We start from the raw sequence: 15,518 nt of genomic DNA, 5'->3' as shown, positions 1-15,518 counted from the left end.
AGGCGGTACGGGCGGGCCGCCTGGCCCTGCAAACAACATTACAAGCTGCGTACCCTATGCGGGTGCGTACATCACGTCCTGGTCCCAGCGGACGAACCCGAGCCTGCGGTACAGGGCGACGGCGGCGGTATTATCCGCGTCGACGTACAGCATCACCGCGTCAAGACCGGCGGCATGAAGGTGCTCGATGCCGGCGACGGTCAGGGCCTTGCCCAGCCCCTTGCCCTGCGCTTCAGGGCTGACACCCACCACGTAGACCTCGCCGATGGCGGGATGGCCACCGGTGCCGGGGTGGACCTTGGTCCAGTGGAACCCGAGGATCTTCCCCTCCTCATCCACGGCCAGGAGGAAGCCGGCCGGATCAAACCAGTCCTCGGCCATGCGGGCCTGCAGGTCGGAAAGGCTCATGGAACCCTGTTCCGGGTGGTGGGCGAAAGCGGCGGCATTGACGTCCAGCCAGGCACGCTCATCGCGGCCGGGTTCAAAGGCGCGCAGCGACACCCCCGCGGGAAACTGCGCTTCGGGGAGGGAGGCATTGGACCGGCTGAGGCGCATTTTCCACAGGTCACGGACCGGGCGGTAGCCAAAGCGGGAAGCCAGCTCCACGGCGGCTTCATGGTTGCCGTGCGACCAGGCGGAGGGCCTGCGGGCGCCGTCGGACGGGGACTCCCGAACCGCATCCTGGACAGCTGCGGCGAGGGCGGTGCCCACTCCCTGGCTGCGGTAGTTCGGATGCACTACCAGTTCCAGCACCCCCGGATCCTGCGGAGATGCGGAAACCACGACGGCAACGCCGGCCAGCCACTGCCCGCTGTCGGTGTCAGTGTCATTGGCATATGTGGTGAAGACGGAGAGCATATCCGGATCAGCATCGGGGGAGCGCAGGTCCACGACCGTCTGCTCGGACAGGGGCGGATTGCCGTCCGCGTCCTGCGCAGCGGAGACCAGTTGCAGGATGTCGGCGAGGGCTGCGGGCTCCGGCGTCCCACGGGTCTCGACTACGGGCCAGGCTGTCTGCGGTTCTTCACTCATTCCGAAAGCCTAGCGCGGCTGGTGCCGCTACGCAGGGCACGGCGCCGGAAGCAGGTCCGGCGTCAGGCGTCCTGGCCGGCGGGAGCGGTACTTTCGGCACGGGACCTGGTGAACCGGTAGCCGACGTTGCGCACTGTGCCGATGAGCGTCTCGTGGTCCGGCCCCAGCTTGGCCCGCAGCCGCCGCACGTGCACGTCCACGGTCCGGGTGCCGCCGTAGTAGTCGTAGCCCCATACTTCGTGGAGCAGCTGGTCCCGTGTGAATACCCGGCCCGGATGCTGGGCCAGGTATTTAAGCAGTTCGAATTCCTTATAGGTCAGGTTCAGTGCCGTGCCGTTCACGCGGGCGGTGTAGCTGGCCTCGTCAATGACGACGCCGGAGGCCCTGATCTCGGTGGACGGAGCCTCCGCCGCGCCGGCGCCCCGGGCCGATGCCAGGCGCAGGCGTGCTTCCAGCTCGGCGGGGCCGGCGGAATCCAGGATGACGTCATCAGCCAGCCAGTTGGGCGCGACGGCGGCCATGCCGCCCTCGGTCAGGATGAGCAGGAGCGGGGTGTCCAGTCCGGTGGCCTTCAGCAGCTGGGTCAGGGAGCGGGCACCAACGAGGTCCTTGCGGGCATCCACCAGGATGACGTCACTGGGGTCGGTATCCAGCAGGGCAGTGGGCTCCGCCGGAACCACATGGACCTTGTGGTTCAGGAGCTCCAAGGCCGGCAGGACGTTAATAGAAGAACCGGAACTGTTGGTAAGCAGCAATATGTGCGACATAGGTCCTCCGAATGTTGGGCGCACACCATTGGGCACAATCTTCGCCGATCTGCTTGGCTTGAAGTGATCGAAAGTATACCCATCCACGTTTCAGGCCTGTCGCTTTTCTTCTGGACGCCGTAATAAGGCAGGATAACTAGGGTGAAACTTTGGAGCTTAGCGGTGCCGGCGGCGCTTGCCATTATCGGTATCGTGACCGCTTCGTACGTGTCCGTACCTGTCGTGGCCGTAATAAGCGGTGTGGCCGCCGTCCTGGGCGGCGTGTGCTGGCCGCACCTGATAGGGGTGCCCGCCCGTAAGACGCAGGGCGGGGTCCTGGCACTGGTGGGCGCAGCCGCCGTGGCGGCAGCCTACTTCGCGCCCGCCGCCGCAATGCTGACCTGGCTGCCTGCAGCCGTGGCCGTCGGCGTGGGGGCCGTGTTCCTGATCCAGCTGCTCCGCGGCACCGGGCAGGCACACCGGCTCGAATCCATCGTCGGCATTATCTCCGGCGTGCTTGTCACCGCCCTGGGCTCCGGCTGGGTGGCGGCAGACCGTTTGGCCGGCACCGACGGCGATCCCGCACTGCTGACGATGACCGGCAGTGCCGCGCTCGCAGCCGTTGCCGTGTCACTGATCCCGCTCCCGGACCGGATGGCAGCCCCCCTGGGCCTGTTCGCCGGCGGGCTGACCGCAGCGCTGGTTGCCCTGGCCTCGGCCGGCGTGCCCTGGCTGGCAGCGGCCTTCAGCGGCGTGGTGGTTGCCGCCGTCGTAATGGCCTTCCGCAGGCTGGCGCTCTCCCGGGCCGACAATTCCAATGCTGCCGGACGGCTGGCCCTGGGCCTGGCCCCGGTCCTGGTGCTGGGCTCCGTGATCTACTTCCTCGGACGGCTCCTCGTTTCCTGAGTTCACCGCCTCACCGGAGTTCACCGGACTTCACCGCCTTCCGGCGGTCCGCTGCGTTGTTCCGGGTGGTTTACCCGAAAGCATTTTTTGTCTGCGGGTGCCTGTCGTGATCGAATGGCGGGAAGGAAACTGTTCCTCCCGCGCGTTAGGATGTAGCCATGGTTGCTCTCGAAATTTTCTTTATTGCCCTGCTGGGTATCACCGGCCTGGCGATGGCCGGATTCGCCGCCCTGGTCATCTCCCGCCTGTACAAGGGCCAGAAGTAACCCAGGCCTAGTCATCCAGGCCGGAAACGCACCGACCGGGAGTCAGCGGCACCGCCTCACCGCCTCCAGTACCAGCCCCGTCATACCGAAGGACAGGTTCCACCATGCCAATGGAGATCCCCACCGATCTGACCCCGGAACTGGTACCCCTGTCCTGGCTGCTCGGCACCTGGGAAGGTTCCGGACGGCTGGGTGAAGGCGAGGCGGACTCGGAGTACTTCACCCAGAAGGTCACGTTCACCCAGAACGGCCTGCCCTACCTGCAGTACACCGCGGAAAGCTGGCTCACCGATGAGCAGGGCACCAGGCTTCGGCCGTTGGCGGTTGAAACGGGCTTCTGGGCCCTTGACCGCCCCCTCAACGACGCCGACGGCGGTCCTGGTCTGGTCCCGGCCGACATTGTGCCGGCACTGCGCAGCGCCGACGAGGTCGAAGATCTGCGCAACGATGCCGGCGGCTTCGACATCACCGCCACGATTGTGCACCCCGGCGGCATCGCGGAGCTCTACTACGGCCAGATCAAGGGACCACAGATCCAACTCACCACCGATCTGGTGATGCGCGGCGTGAACTCCAAGGAATACTCCGCAGCCACCCGCATCTACGGGCTGGTCAACGGTGATCTTTACTGGCGCTGGGATGTTGCCTCCGAGGGCGAAGCGCTCAAGGCCCACGCCTCCGCCATTCTGAAAAAGACCGTTTAGAGCGGAATAGGCCCGCGCCGCTAGGACGTTGCACCTGTTATGACCTATTCCAGCCCCCTGCTTTCCCGCCACGGCGCAGTTGAAGCCGGTGGACTCGACGCCGGCACGGCCTCCCACTACGGTGACCCCCTGCGTGAACAGCGTGCCCTGGCCCGCGGAACCGCCGTCGTCGACCTTTCCTTCCGGGGTGTCGTCACGGTCAGCGGGCCGGACCGGCTCAGCTGGCTGAACACCCTGTCCTCCCAGCAGGTTGCGGATCTGCAGCCCGGCGTGAGTTCCGAACTGCTGCTCCTCAGCGTGCAGGGCAGGATCGACTACGACGCCCGGATCATCGACGACGGCAGCACCGCATGGCTGCTCGTGGAGTCCGCCGAAGCGCCCGGCCTGACCGAATGGCTGAACCGGATGAAGTTTATGCTCCGGGTCGACATTGCCGACGTCACCGATCAGTGGGCTGTTGCCGGTGCCACCACCGAGGTCCCGCAGTGGGAGCAGTACCTGCGCTGGACCGATCCGTGGCCGCACATCGGGCCCGGCGGATTTGCCTACACCGCTGTGCCCGAGGACGCGCACCCCGGCCTGGAGCGGCCCTGGTTCGAGTATCTGATTCCCCGTGCCGGGTTTGCGGACGCCATCGAAGCCTCAGGACGGACCCTGGCCGGTTCCATGGCTTCCGAAGCCCTGCGCATTGCCGCGTGGCGGCCGCGGCTGGGAGCGGAAACGGATGAAAAAACCATTCCGCATGAGCTGGACCTGATCCGTACCGCCGTGCACCTGGCCAAGGGCTGCTACAAGGGCCAGGAAACCGTTGCCCGGGTGCATAACCTGGGGCACCCGCCCCGCCGTCTGGTGTTCCTGCAGCTGGACGGTTCGCAGCACACCCTGCCGGCGGCCGGGAGCCCGGTGATGCTGGGGGAGCGTCAGGTGGGAACGCTGACCTCCGTCGGTGCACACTATGAAATGGGCCCGGTGGGCCTGGCAGTGGTGAAGCGGTCCGTCGACCCGTCCGTGCAGCTGGTCGTGGTCGACGACGGCGAACCGTACGCCGCTGCCCAGGAACCGATCGTGGCGCCCGACGCCGGGGCCGTCGTGGGACGTGCCTCCGGTTTCCTGAAGACGCCGCGGCGGTAGCCTTCCAGGCCCGTTTCCTTCCAGATCAACAGCCAGAAAAACAGTACCTAGGAGCGCCATGAGCACCCCCGAATCCCGTCCCGAGATCGACGACGACGTCATTGAGCTTGCCGGCAGAGTGTTTGATGCCGCGCGGGCAGGCGACACAGAAGGGATCCGCAGCTACCTCGACGCGGGTGTGCCGGTAAACCTGACGAACGGTTCGGGGGATAACCTCCTGATGCTCGCTTCGTACCACGGACACGCGGAGCTGACCGCACTCCTGGTGGAGCGCGGCGCAGACGTCAACACCCAGAATGACCGCGGCCAGACACCGCTGGCCGGTGCCGCGTTCAAGGGATATGTCGAGATCTTCCGCATCCTGGCAGAAGCAGGTGCGGACCCGGACGCCGGATCGCCCACCGGGCGGGACACCGCCGGATTCTTCAAGCGGCAGGAAATGCTGGATCTGCTCGGCTAGGGCCTGGGCCGCTCTAAGGGGCAGGGGCTAGGCCGACAGGGCCACCGAAGTACGGACCCCGGCGGGGATAAAACCGGATCCCACTGCGGTTCGTGCGGCTCCGACATTGTCCAGGCGTGCCCGCCACTGGGGAATCAGGCCCGCGGCCATGGCGTCCTCCAAGGCCACGGAGCTGATGTAACTGCCGAGTCCGCGCAGCCGGTAGCCCGGGGCAGTCAGCACGCCCATGTCCGCCAGGATTCCGTCGGTAATGCTGTATCCGGCGCCCGCTACGGGCTTCGGCTCCTCAAGGGAGTCGTCCACCAGGATGAAAACTTCCTCCTTGCCTGCAAGGCCCGCCTCGGCGGCGTCGTCCGGCGGGCAGAGCCGCTCCAGGGCTACCGCGAGGTCGGGTGCGTTGGAGACTGCAAGCTCCTCCAGCGGAATCACACTGGGAAGCGCATCGGCGAAAAACAGCTGCTCGGCGCCCAGTGCCCTTCCTCCGTGTTCCATGGACATCTGGATGAGTCCGGAGTGGCGGGTCAGCTGGGTGGCGCTTTGGGAGCGGGCACGGTCCGCAGCCCACTCGGGGCCGCTGAACACCTCGGCACCGAAAAGCCGCAGGAAGTATGCTGTCTCGGCCTGGTCGCGGACACTGTAGATGCGTTCGCCGGCATCATTCTCCGCCAGGGCATTATCCGCCAGGCCGAGGTGGCGGGACCAGGCCAGCTGGATAATCGCGATGGTTCCCGAGTCCAGATTCATGCATTTCAACCTACACCGCGGTATGGGTGTCCATGCAAACGCATTGCCGAAGCCCGCACAATCTCAGTGAATGCACAGGAACGCCCGCGGTATCGGCAACGGACCGGGTTCGTAAGCGCTCCAGGCCGCCGCCCGCACAGGGTCCCACCCGGTGGTGCTGTCGTGGCCGATGGGACCCCAGCAGGTGGACATAACCCCACCGGCTGGGACGCTGTGCTGCCTCCCGGGGCCGGCTGCGGCCCGCAAAACCGGTCTAGCCGAAGAGGATTGCTGCCTCGTCGTAACGGTGCTCAGGGACGGTCTTGAGGTTGCCCAGGGCCTTTTCGAAGCCGACGCGGACTATGTCCGTACCGTGCAGCGCCACCATGGTTCCCCACAGGCTGTCCACCACCGAATCGACTGCCGCCATGCCCAGCCGGGTGGCCAGGACCCGGTCGAAGGCCGTGGGCACGCCGCCGCGCTGGATATGGCCCAGCACCGTGGCCCGGGTTTCGATGCCGGTCCGTGCCTCGATTTCCGGGGCCAGCAGTTCGCCGATCCCGCCCAGCCGCGGACGGCCGAAACTGTCGAGGCCGCGCTCCGAATGCGGCATCTCCATGTCGGTGGTGACAAATCCTTCGGCCACCACGACCAGCGGTGCACGTCCACGGTCCCGGGCCTCGCTGACCCACTGGGATATCTGGTCAATGCTGACGGGGTGCTCGGGAATCAGGACGGCGTGGGCGCCGGCCGCCATACCGGTATGCAGGGCAATCCAGCCGACATGCCGGCCCATCACTTCGGCCACCATGCAGCGGTGGTGGGATTCACCGGTGGTGCGCAGCCGGTCGCAGGCCTCGGTGGCAATCTCCACCGCTGTGTCAAAGCCGAAGGTGTAGTCGGTGGCGTCGAGATCGTTGTCCACGGTCTTGGGCACACCTACGATTTTCAGCCCGGCGTCCGTGAGCCGCTGCGCGGCAGCCAGGGTTCCCTCGCCGCCGATAGCGATCACCGCGTCGATGCCCAGACGTTCAAGTGTGGCCTTGATTTTCTCCGGCCCACCGTTCGGACCGTCAAACGGGTTGGTCCGGGATGTCCCAAGGATCGTTCCGCCCTGCTTGGAGATGCCGCGGACGCTCGAGCGGGGAAGGTCCATGATGTCGCCGTCGACCACGCCGCGCCAACCGTCGCGGAACCCCACAAATTCGATGTCCTCGTATTCTTTGATGCCTTTGAGGACGGCACCGCGGATGACGGCGTTCAGCCCGGGGCAGTCGCCTCCACTGGTGAGGATACCGATTTTCATGACATTACCCCTGGATCTGCTGGCGGTGGATGGTCCTGCGTTTGATTCTAGCCAGCCAACCGCCCCCGGCTAAGCTCGGATGCCCACCAGGCTCTGCAGGAGGATGGTTCCGTCGGACTTCGGCAGCAGCAGCCAGGCGACGAGGTAAGTGCCCAGGCCCACGAACGGCAGAAGGAAGCTGAGGAGCACCCCGATCCGGACCAGCGACACATCCCAGCCGTAAGTTGCTGCCAGGCCGGCGCAGACGCCGCCTACCCAGCCGCGCTGCCTTTTGACGGGTGATGAGCGCAGGACGCTGAAGAATTTTTCCATGGTCTAAGCCTTATCTACTGGTGTCGAAATAACTAATGGTGGAGAAACAGGGCAATCCCCCCCCCCGAAGGGGGATGCGGCCCGGTGCCGCCCGGTGCGGATGTAGGGCCGATGCCAGTGGGAACGGAACCCATTGGGCACTGAACTCATTGGGAACTCAGTGGGAACGGACCTCAGCGGGAACGGCCCCGCTGCGCTCCGGACACCAGCCCGCCCACAAGCAGTGCCAGTCCGGCACCCAGGGTAACGCCGAGGACCAGCAGGACCGGATCCACGGACAGGTTCACGGTATTCACCAGCAGCAGGAGGACGGCAAGGGTGGTCAGAACCAACCCCCACACGACGGTACCCACCTGCAACTGCCGGACCGGAGCGTCCGGCGTCTCCGCGGTGCCCGCCGCAGGCATCGCACCGCTGTCCACCGGGTCCCGGCCATGCGGGCCGGTGACGTTCGGGTCGGCGATGTTCGGGTCCTGCGGTCCCGATGCCCCGTTCCCGCTGCCGCTGCCTGCAACCGTTGTTTCCGGGGGCACATACTGGCCGGATGATTCGGAGCTTGCGGGGCCGTATTGCCGGCCCAGGAAGTCCCTCTCGCTGTCCTGCTCCATGACTAGAGATCGCTTTCTTCAGTAGTAACGAGTACGTTTCCCGCGAGGCCGCGGATGTCGATCGTGATGCGGTCGCCGTCGGCGTCGTCGTTCAGGGTGCGTTCCGACGCCGGCTGCCACAGTCCGCTGTACTCCTGGCGGTCCAGGCCGTCGTTCACTTCCACGTTTCCTGCGGCCATGCTGTAGAGCACCGTCACGGGTACATCGTCGGGAACCAGGATGGCGAGGTTGCCTGCCGCTACGCTCGCGGGCACTTCCAAGTCGCCGGAGGTCTCGGTCCCGCGCAGGTCGACCGTCCCATTCGCGGCGACTGCTGTGTATCCACCGCTGGCTTGAGCGGCATTCTGTGGTGTCCAGCCGGCGTCGCTGGCCACCACCAGATTGGCGTTCGCCATACTGCCCTGCGTCAGGAGGGACGCGACAAGCGCCGCTGCCGCCGCCGTGCCGATCCCGCCGGAATGCCGGCCGGCCAGGCCCAGGATGACGATGCCGACGCCGAACACTGCGGCGGCGCCTGCCAGGGCCACGGAAACCGGGTTGCCCAGGGGAAGGAGATTGGTGTAGTCCAGCGCCAGGATGGCGCCGCCCACCAGAAGGGCTGCCCCGAACAATGCCGCCGTGTAGGATCCCGGCGCGCCGGGAACCTCCTTGGCCGCACTTGGGTGCTGCTTGTTCCCGGCGGGCACGGTCAGCTGCTGTGCTGTGGGAAGCGGGGGAACCATCCCGGCGGGTACGGCTCCCGGTGCGGCCACGGGGGGAACGGTTCCGGGAGCCGGCTCGGCCCCTGCAGTATCCGGGCCTGCAGGAGAGGGGCCGGTTCCGGCAGCGGGTGTGCCGGGCTTGGCAAGAGACACTCCGCGGCTGGTTTCCGGAACCGTGCCGGGTACGCCCGGCGATGTGCCGGGAGCACCGGATCCGTCCGCCGCGGGGTGGTGGGCGGAGAGATGCTGCCGCCCCTTCGCCGTGGAGAACCAGTAGATGAAGGCGACGCCTGAGCCGATCCAGAGCAGGGTCCAGATGACGCCCCCGAACCAGCTCTCCGAGCCGAGGAACGGAATGCCGGGGCCGCCCACGCCCAGGATGGCGAAAATGAGTGCTCCGGTCATCCCGGAGGTCCAGGTTCCGCGTGCAGCCTCTTCCAGATGGATCCTGCCGTCGGGTTCCGGGAGCAGGGCCCAGGCGACGCCGTAGACCAGGAAGCCGACGCCGAAGATACCCAGGACAACAAACAGGCCGCGGACCAGGACGGGGTCCAGTCCGGTCCGGGCAGCCAGGCCCGTGGCGACTCCGCCAAACCAGCGGTCCTCGCCGCGCACAATGCCTAGGGAGCGGACCCAATGATGGAAGCCGCTGTGGAATCCGCCGGATCCGGGGGCAGCAGTGGGGGAGGTGCCGGGTTCGCCGGGCGCTGCCGGTCCAGTGCTGGGCGAGCCGTTGCTGGAACCGCCTGCGGAACCGGTGCCTGCCGGCCCGCTGCCAGCCGGATGGCTGCCTGCCGGGGCCGGACGGGGGGACGGCTGCGGTGCGGGGCCCTCAGGCGCGGGGCCGTCGGATGCCGGGCCGGAGGATGGGGAAGGATTCATGTATCCAGTCTTCCCCCGGCGCGTCCGAGCCGCATCAGGGACTACCCTGACCCGCCCCTGAACGTCCCCTGAAGATCAGCAAATATTGCCGTCAGGGCCGGTGCGGCGAAGCTTCCACGTGTTTGGATAGGTCCATGAGAGAACCCTTGGTGCGTCCCCGCGACCGGATGATTGCAGGCGTCTGCGCCGGATTGGCCGCGCACCTCGGCTGGCCCGTGAAGCTGACCCGGATAGTCATGGCCGCGCTGGTGCTTGGCGCCGGCAGCGGGCTCGTACTCTATGGCTGGTTGTGGATCCTGGTCCCCACGCAGGAAGAGCAGGAAAAGAAGGAGCAGGTCCAGGCGAACCCCCGCAGCATCGCCGAAAACTACGCGCGGCAGCTCCGGGAAGGGACAACCCCCGCCCGGGCGCTGGGAAAGGCCGGCCAGCGGGAGATAGCGGCGGGCCTGGTGCTGCTGCTGGTGGCTGCAGCATTCATTGCCCAGCGGCTGGGAGCCGAGCTGAACTGGGGACTGTTCCTTCCGATCGCCGCGATTGCCTGCGGTGCGGTGCTGGCATGGAGCCAGCTCGACGCCGGCCGTCGCGCCGGGTTGGTGAACAGTGCGGGCGCGGACCGTACCTCCGGCCTGATCCGTGTGGCGGCAGGCCTGCTGCTCGTAGTCGCCGGGGTGCTCGTGGTGGTCTCCGGTGCGGTGAGCTGGGACATTCTGGTCTCCGGGCTGCTGGCCTCGGGTGCCGTGCTGGCCGGTGTGGCGCTGGTGTTTACCCCCTGGGCGGTGAAGCACTGGCGGGATCTGGAGGCCGAGAGATCGGGACGGATCCGGCAGACTGAACGCGCGGAAATTGCCGCACACCTGCATGATTCCGTTCTGCAGACCCTGGCCCTGATCCAGAAACGTGCAGGTTCCGAGCAGGACGTGATCCGGCTGGCCCGGGCGCAGGAACGGGAACTGCGGCAGTGGCTGTACTCCGACCGTGCACGCGCGGAAGACCATCTGGTGGAATGCCTGCGCCGGATCGCTGCTGAAATTGAGGACGCCTATGGGCACCCGATTGAGCTGGTGGCCGTCTCGGACGCTGAGTTGGACGAGCGGACGGAAGCCCTCGCCTCGGCCACCAGAGCGGCAGTGCTGAACGCAGCCCAGCATGCCGGCGGCACGGTTTCGGTCTACGTCGAATGCAGGCCCGAGCAGCTGGAAGTCTTTGTGCGGGACCGTGGTTCCGGATTCGATCTGGACGCAGTGCCGCCGGACCGGATTGGGGTGAGGGGATCGATCATCGGGCGCATGCAGCGTGCCGGGGGAAATGCCGCCATCCGCAGCACCGCGGACGGCACCGAGGTCCGGCTGGTCCTGCCGGTGCTCAAGGGTGCCGACAACGGGTACGGCGAAAGCTCCGCGGGACCCGGCCGCAACGGCACGGCAGCAAGCCATAACGGCACGCCGGCAACGGGCGCCACAGCAGTAAACTCCACAGCAGGAAGCCCCACAGCAGAAACCCATGCCACCGAAAAAACCGGTGCCGCGGCAGCCACCGGCGCAGTCCATGGGGAATCCCTGCCGGGCACTGCCGCATCGAGAAACGGAGCACAAGCACAATGACGGCTGCCCCCTTGGCGCCCATCGACGTCGTCGTGGTCGATGACCATGCCATTTTCCGTTCCGGACTGCGCGCGGACCTGGATGCCCGGATCAACGTCGTCGCGGAAGCGGACAGCGTGGAAACGGCAGTCGCGGCGATTACTGCGCGGCGGCCCGCCGTCGTCCTACTCGACGTCCACCTGCCGGGCGGCAACGGAGGCGGGGGCGCAGAGGTGCTGGCAGGGTGCGCAGGACTGCTCGGGGCAACCCGGTTCCTGGCGTTGAGCGTCTCGGATGCCGCCGAAGACGTCGTCACCGTGATCCGGGCCGGTGCCCGGGGGTACGTCACCAAGACCATCTCCGGGCCGGAAATTTCCGACGCCGTCCTGCGGGTGGCTGGCGGCGACGCGGTGTTCTCTCCGCGCCTGGCGGGATTCGTGCTTGACGCCTTCGGGACAGTGAGCGTGGCGGCGGTCGACGACGAGCTGGACCGCCTCTCGGCGCGCGAGCTGGAGGTCATGCGGCTGATTGCCCGCGGCTACAGCTACAAGGAGGTGGCCCGCGAGCTCTTCATCTCGGTGAAGACAGTGGAAACCCACGTTTCCTCGGTGCTGCGCAAGCTCCAGCTCTCCTCACGCCATGAACTCACCCGCTGGGCCGCGGACCGCCGCCTGCTCTAGGAACTAGGAACTAGGGGCCAGGGGCCAGGAGCCAGGAGCTAGGAGCCCTGCACACCCTTACCGAGGAAGTCCTGCAGCCGCTCCATGCCGGTGGCGAGGTCTTCGTCGCCCAGTGCGTAGGACAGACGGAGGTAGCCCGAGGGGCCGAACGCCTCACCCGGCACCACCGCAACCTCGACGGTGTCCAGGATCAGCGCAGCCAGCTCGGCGGAAGTCTGCGGGCGGACCGGACCGTCCTTGCCCGGGAATTCGCGTCCGAGCAGTCCCCGGACATCGGCATAGGCGTAGAACGCACCTTCGGGCATGGGGCATTCGATGCCGTCGATGGAGTTCAGGGCAGTGACCATGGCACGGCGGCGCCGGTCGAAGGCCAGTTTCATGTCATCCACGGCCGTGAGCGGTCCCGAAACGGCAGCCAGTGCAGCCATCTGCGACACGTTGGACACGTTGGAGGACAGGTGTGACTGCAGGTTGGTCGCTGCCTTGATGACGTCCGGCGCGGCAATCATCCAGCCCACCCGCCAGCCGGTCATGGCGTAGGTTTTGGCGACGCCGTTGAGCACAACCACCTTGTCGCCGAGCTCCGGCGCGGCCGTGGCAATCGACGTGAACGGCACGCCGTCGTACGTCAGGTGCTCGTAAATCTCATCGGTGATGACCCAGAGCCCGTGTTCCGCAGCCCACCGGCCAATCTCCGCCACCTGCTCCGGCGGGTACACAGCGCCCGTGGGGTTGGACGGCGAGACGAACAGCAGCACCTTGGTGCTCTCCGTGCGGGCGGCCTCGAGCTGCCCGACCGTGACCAGGTAGCCCTGTTCCGGCCCGGCGAAGACCTCCACCGGAACACCGCCGGCCAGCCGGATAGCCTCCGGGTACGTGGTCCAGTACGGGGTGGGGACAAGGACTTCGTCGCCCGGGTTCAGGAGCGTGGCAAAGGATTCGTACACGGCCTGCTTGCCGCCGTTGGTCACCAGGACCTGGGCGGGATCCACGGCGTAGCCCGAATCACGCAGGGTCTTGGCCGCGATGGCCTGCTTCAGCTCGGGCAGGCCACCCGCGGGGGAGTACCGGTGGAAACGCGGCTGGCGGGCGGCTTCCACGGCTGCCTCGACAATGTAGTCCGGGGTGGGGAAGTCCGGTTCGCCGGCGCCGAAACCGATGACCGGGCGTCCTGCGGCCTTGAGTGCTTTGGCCTTGGCGTCCACTGCGAGTGTTGCGGACTCGGCAATGGAAGCAATGCGCTCTGAAATACGGCCGGTGGAAGACATGGGATTCCCGTCTGGTGTGTGGCGGCGGCTAACGTGCTCTCGTCTGTCCTGGTCTGACAGGGCCTGTGAAGGTCTGTCCTGCCGGACGACGGCGGCGTACCCCAGTTTAGGCGCTTCCAATCCGCCCCGCAGGTCAGGGCGGCGTCAGGGCCGGTGGGCACCGGTTCGACGGGACGCCAAAGTTTGCGTAGACTGGTTCTTCGGTGGTTGACCTCACCACACTGTTTTGCGCCTGTCGGTCGGAATGATTTGCGAAATAATCTTCCGTCCGCTGTGGCTACAATGGTGCGGTAGGGGAATTTTCCTCCATAGGGTAGTGGCGCAATTGGTAGCGCAGCGGTCTCCAAAACCGCAGGTTGCAGGTTCGAGTCCTGTCTGCCCTGCGCAGAACTGTCATTTCCGGCAGCTCAGCAGTCCTTCATGGAATGAGCAGTCCCAGCGCGTGCTGCGATTGTGAACCGACACAGATGAGTGAGGCGAAGGTGACCGAGACAGCTGCCAGCAGCTCCAAGGGACACCCCTCCAGCGGGCCCAAGAAGCGCGGGTTCTTCGCCGGGATCGCTCTCTTCCTGCGCCAGGTGATTGCCGAGCTGAAAAAGGTGGTCACCCCCACCCGCAAGGAACTGCTGAGGTACACGCTCGTTGTCCTCGCGTTTGTGATGGTGATGATGCTTATCGTCACGGCTCTCGACTTTGCCTTCGGCAGGGGCGCGCTGTGGATCTTCGGATCGGGCGGCGGCGAAAGCTAGCCACAGACCTAAGGTTCCGCCCGCTGGGGATGGGAACCCGAGACCATGAGCTAGTGACAAACCCGATAGTGCTCTGAAGAAGAAAGCAGGAATCTACGTGTCCGAGCAAGAACTCGAATCACAGATCAATGACAACGCTGATCTGGATACCGAGGATCAGATGGCCGCAGCCGACGTCGACGAGGCGCCCGCTGCTGTTGATGCATCGGCCGACGAAGAAAACGCAGCCGACGAGGCCGCCGATTCCGCAGAAGACGCTGAGCCCGAAGAAGAAGATCCGGCTGTTGCCTTCAAGGCCAAGCTGCGCCGCCAGGAGGGTGACTGGTACGTCATCCACTCCTACGCCGGCTACGAAAACCGCGTGAAGTCCAACCTTGAGACCCGCATCCAGACCCTGGACATGGAAGAGGATATCTTCGAAATCCAGGTCCCGATGGAGGAAGTCGTCGAGATCAAGAACACCGCGCGGAAGATCGTCAACCGCGTCCGCATCCCCGGCTACGTCCTGGTGCGCATGAACCTCACCGACGAGTCCTGGGGCGTTGTCCGGCACACTCCCGGCGTCACCGGCTTCGTCGGCAATGCGCACAACCCGACTCCGCTGAGCCTGACCGAGGTGTACTCGATGCTCGAGCACACCATCGTTTCCCCGAAGACCGAGGCCGGCAAGCCCGCCCAGCAGCAGGCATCGAACATTGCCGTTGACTTCGAGATCGGCGAGCCCGTCACGGTCAACGAAGGCCCGTTCGAAACGCTCCAGGCCACGATCTCCGAGATCAAGCCCGAATCGCAGCAGCTGGTGGTCCTCGTGACCATCTTCGAGCGCGAAACGCCTGTGACCCTCGGCTTCGGTCAGGTCACCAAGCTCCAGTAGCTTTTAGATTTCGCTGTCCGCAGGTCCGCTTTAACCTGCAGCCAGCGTCCGGCCGCCAAGCCATGGCAGCCACCACCCCGGACGGACGCTCCTGTCCCCCGGGAACATAATTTAGAGAAGGACCCTTTCATGGCCCCCAAGAAAAAGGTCACCGGCCTCATCAAGCTGCAGATCAACGCAGGTGCCGCCAACCCGGCTCCTCCGATTGGTCCGGCACTTGGCCAGCACGGTGTCAACATCATGGAATTCTGCAAGGCGTACAACGCTGCAACGGAATCCCAGCGCGGCAACGTTATCCCGGTGGAAATCACCGTCTACGAAGACCGTTCCTTCACCTTCATCACGAAGACTCCTCCGGCTGCACAGCTGATCAAGAAGGCTGCCGGTGTTGCCAAGGGTTCCGCAACCCCGCACACCACCAAGGTTGCCAACCTGACTCAGGCCCAGGTCGAAGAGATCGCCACCATGAAGATGGAAGACCTCAACGCCAACGATGTCCAGGCAGCTGCCAAGATCATCGCCGGCACCGCCCGTTCGATGGGCATCACGGTACAGGGCTAAGTCCCCGTACTCGTTTCACATTCACATAA

General features: G+C 65.9%; 17 protein-coding genes and 1 tRNA gene. 10 read left to right on the top strand and 8 right to left on the bottom strand.

The window, feature by feature from the left end; translation table 11 throughout:
* Positions 1 to 54: 54 nt before the first annotated feature.
* On the bottom strand, positions 55 to 1,032 hold the full coding sequence (gene mshD, locus QNO03_RS06290) for a mycothiol synthase (RefSeq protein WP_289602550.1): 978 nt from the start codon (positions 1,030 to 1,032) through the stop codon (positions 55 to 57).
* A 62-nt stretch (positions 1,033 to 1,094) separates the two neighbouring features.
* Positions 1,095 to 1,799 (bottom strand): winged helix-turn-helix transcriptional regulator, encoded by a 705-nt coding sequence (locus tag QNO03_RS06285; RefSeq protein WP_229947217.1) that lies wholly within the window; start codon positions 1,797 to 1,799, stop codon positions 1,095 to 1,097.
* A 192-nt stretch (positions 1,800 to 1,991) separates the two neighbouring features.
* Here QNO03_RS06285 and QNO03_RS06280 point away from each other — a divergent pair, with 192 nt between their 5' ends.
* From QNO03_RS06280 to QNO03_RS06265, 4 genes are all read left to right on the top strand, one after another.
* Complete coding sequence (locus QNO03_RS06280; protein ID WP_289602548.1) at positions 1,992 to 2,684, top strand: hypothetical protein; 693 nt, start codon at positions 1,992 to 1,994, stop codon at positions 2,682 to 2,684.
* A gap of 370 nt (positions 2,685 to 3,054) precedes the next feature.
* Entirely contained in the window at positions 3,055 to 3,654 is a 600-nt protein-coding gene (locus QNO03_RS06275; RefSeq protein ID WP_229947221.1) for a nitrobindin family protein, read from the top strand.
* Positions 3,655 to 3,693: 39 nt separating this feature from the next.
* A complete protein-coding gene (ygfZ, locus tag QNO03_RS06270) occupies positions 3,694 to 4,785 on the top strand; it encodes a CAF17-like 4Fe-4S cluster assembly/insertion protein YgfZ (protein WP_229947222.1) in 1,092 nt (363 codons plus the stop codon).
* A gap of 58 nt (positions 4,786 to 4,843) precedes the next feature.
* A complete protein-coding gene (locus QNO03_RS06265) occupies positions 4,844 to 5,245 on the top strand; it encodes an ankyrin repeat domain-containing protein (RefSeq protein ID WP_229947225.1) in 402 nt (133 codons plus the stop codon).
* A 27-nt stretch (positions 5,246 to 5,272) separates the two neighbouring features.
* Here the strand turns inward: QNO03_RS06265 and QNO03_RS06260 are convergent, their stop codons facing one another.
* From QNO03_RS06260 to QNO03_RS06240, 5 genes are all read right to left on the bottom strand, one after another.
* Entirely contained in the window at positions 5,273 to 5,989 is a 717-nt protein-coding gene (locus tag QNO03_RS06260; RefSeq protein WP_289602546.1) for a GNAT family N-acetyltransferase, read from the bottom strand.
* Between the two features lie 253 nt (positions 5,990 to 6,242).
* Positions 6,243 to 7,274: a 6-phosphofructokinase gene (locus tag QNO03_RS06255; protein WP_229947230.1), complete on the bottom strand. Its 1,032-nt coding sequence runs from the start codon at positions 7,272 to 7,274 to the stop codon at positions 6,243 to 6,245.
* A gap of 69 nt (positions 7,275 to 7,343) precedes the next feature.
* Complete coding sequence (locus QNO03_RS06250; RefSeq protein WP_289602545.1) at positions 7,344 to 7,586, bottom strand: PspC domain-containing protein; 243 nt, start codon at positions 7,584 to 7,586, stop codon at positions 7,344 to 7,346.
* Positions 7,587 to 7,759: 173 nt separating this feature from the next.
* Complete coding sequence (locus QNO03_RS06245; protein ID WP_289602544.1) at positions 7,760 to 8,194, bottom strand: hypothetical protein; 435 nt, start codon at positions 8,192 to 8,194, stop codon at positions 7,760 to 7,762.
* A gap of 2 nt (positions 8,195 to 8,196) precedes the next feature.
* Positions 8,197 to 9,777: a PspC domain-containing protein gene (locus QNO03_RS06240; protein WP_289602543.1), complete on the bottom strand. Its 1,581-nt coding sequence runs from the start codon at positions 9,775 to 9,777 to the stop codon at positions 8,197 to 8,199.
* Between the two features lie 134 nt (positions 9,778 to 9,911).
* Between QNO03_RS06240 and QNO03_RS06235 the strand changes: the two genes are divergently transcribed.
* Both QNO03_RS06235 and QNO03_RS06230 read left to right on the top strand, forming a co-directional pair.
* Positions 9,912 to 11,378, top strand: coding sequence for an ATP-binding protein (locus QNO03_RS06235; RefSeq protein ID WP_354003881.1), 1,467 nt, complete (start codon positions 9,912 to 9,914; stop codon positions 11,376 to 11,378).
* Positions 11,375 to 12,037 carry a LuxR C-terminal-related transcriptional regulator gene (locus tag QNO03_RS06230; protein ID WP_229947238.1) on the top strand — a complete coding sequence of 221 codons (663 nt, stop codon included), beginning with the start codon at positions 11,375 to 11,377 and terminating at the stop codon, positions 12,035 to 12,037. Before QNO03_RS06235 ends, QNO03_RS06230 begins: the two co-directional genes overlap by 4 nt.
* A gap of 38 nt (positions 12,038 to 12,075) precedes the next feature.
* On the opposite strand, the gene QNO03_RS06225 is transcribed toward QNO03_RS06230, so the two are convergent.
* A complete protein-coding gene (locus QNO03_RS06225) occupies positions 12,076 to 13,305 on the bottom strand; it encodes a pyridoxal phosphate-dependent aminotransferase (RefSeq protein ID WP_229947240.1) in 1,230 nt (409 codons plus the stop codon).
* Positions 13,306 to 13,615: 310 nt separating this feature from the next.
* On the opposite strand from QNO03_RS06225, the gene QNO03_RS06220 reads away from it, so the two are divergent.
* The 4 genes from QNO03_RS06220 to rplK all read left to right on the top strand — a co-directional run bounded on the left by QNO03_RS06220 (position 13,616) and on the right by rplK (position 15,489).
* Positions 13,616 to 13,688: transfer RNA gene (locus QNO03_RS06220), tRNA-Trp, on the top strand.
* Between the two features lie 84 nt (positions 13,689 to 13,772).
* Positions 13,773 to 14,054 carry a preprotein translocase subunit SecE gene (gene secE / locus QNO03_RS06215; RefSeq protein ID WP_227918785.1) on the top strand — a complete coding sequence of 94 codons (282 nt, stop codon included), beginning with the start codon at positions 13,773 to 13,775 and terminating at the stop codon, positions 14,052 to 14,054.
* 97 nt (positions 14,055 to 14,151) lie between these two features.
* The gene (gene nusG / locus QNO03_RS06210) at positions 14,152 to 14,928 is read left to right on the top strand and encodes a transcription termination/antitermination protein NusG (RefSeq protein ID WP_289602540.1); all 777 of its coding nucleotides are present in this window, start codon (positions 14,152 to 14,154) and stop codon (positions 14,926 to 14,928) included.
* 129 nt (positions 14,929 to 15,057) lie between these two features.
* Positions 15,058 to 15,489, top strand: coding sequence for a 50S ribosomal protein L11 (gene rplK, locus QNO03_RS06205; RefSeq protein WP_227918781.1), 432 nt, complete (start codon positions 15,058 to 15,060; stop codon positions 15,487 to 15,489).
* The last annotated feature ends 29 nt before the right edge of the window (positions 15,490 to 15,518 follow it).

This window comes from Arthrobacter sp. zg-Y877 (assembly GCF_030373105.1).
In the GTDB taxonomy this organism is placed as follows: Bacteria; Actinomycetota; Actinomycetes; order Actinomycetales; family Micrococcaceae; genus Arthrobacter_B.
This window is presented reverse-complemented; position numbering and strand designations above follow the sequence as displayed.

What these genes read in the sequence shown, in the direction of transcription:
- QNO03_RS06230 (WP_229947238.1), top strand. Translation starts at nt 11,375, where the DNA reads ATGACGGCTGCCCCCTTGGCGCCCATCGACGTCGTCGTGGTCGATGAC.
- QNO03_RS06260 (WP_289602546.1), bottom strand. Translation starts at nt 5,989, where the DNA reads ATGAATCTGGACTCGGGAACCATCGCGATTATCCAGCTGGCCTGGTCC.
- QNO03_RS06285 (WP_229947217.1), bottom strand. Translation starts at nt 1,799, where the DNA reads ATGTCGCACATATTGCTGCTTACCAACAGTTCCGGTTCTTCTATTAAC.
- QNO03_RS06240 (WP_289602543.1), bottom strand. Translation starts at nt 9,777, where the DNA reads ATGAATCCTTCCCCATCCTCCGGCCCGGCATCCGACGGCCCCGCGCCT.
- mshD (WP_289602550.1), bottom strand. Translation starts at nt 1,032, where the DNA reads ATGAGTGAAGAACCGCAGACAGCCTGGCCCGTAGTCGAGACCCGTGGG.
- QNO03_RS06265 (WP_229947225.1), top strand. Translation starts at nt 4,844, where the DNA reads ATGAGCACCCCCGAATCCCGTCCCGAGATCGACGACGACGTCATTGAG.
- rplK (WP_227918781.1), top strand. Translation starts at nt 15,058, where the DNA reads ATGGCCCCCAAGAAAAAGGTCACCGGCCTCATCAAGCTGCAGATCAAC.
- QNO03_RS06255 (WP_229947230.1), bottom strand. Translation starts at nt 7,274, where the DNA reads ATGAAAATCGGTATCCTCACCAGTGGAGGCGACTGCCCCGGGCTGAAC.
- QNO03_RS06275 (WP_229947221.1), top strand. Translation starts at nt 3,055, where the DNA reads ATGCCAATGGAGATCCCCACCGATCTGACCCCGGAACTGGTACCCCTG.
- secE (WP_227918785.1), top strand. Translation starts at nt 13,773, where the DNA reads ATGAGTGAGGCGAAGGTGACCGAGACAGCTGCCAGCAGCTCCAAGGGA.
- QNO03_RS06235 (WP_354003881.1), top strand. Translation starts at nt 9,912, where the DNA reads ATGAGAGAACCCTTGGTGCGTCCCCGCGACCGGATGATTGCAGGCGTC.
- QNO03_RS06250 (WP_289602545.1), bottom strand. Translation starts at nt 7,586, where the DNA reads ATGGAAAAATTCTTCAGCGTCCTGCGCTCATCACCCGTCAAAAGGCAG.
- QNO03_RS06225 (WP_229947240.1), bottom strand. Translation starts at nt 13,305, where the DNA reads ATGTCTTCCACCGGCCGTATTTCAGAGCGCATTGCTTCCATTGCCGAG.
- ygfZ (WP_229947222.1), top strand. Translation starts at nt 3,694, where the DNA reads ATGACCTATTCCAGCCCCCTGCTTTCCCGCCACGGCGCAGTTGAAGCC.
- QNO03_RS06245 (WP_289602544.1), bottom strand. Translation starts at nt 8,194, where the DNA reads ATGGAGCAGGACAGCGAGAGGGACTTCCTGGGCCGGCAATACGGCCCC.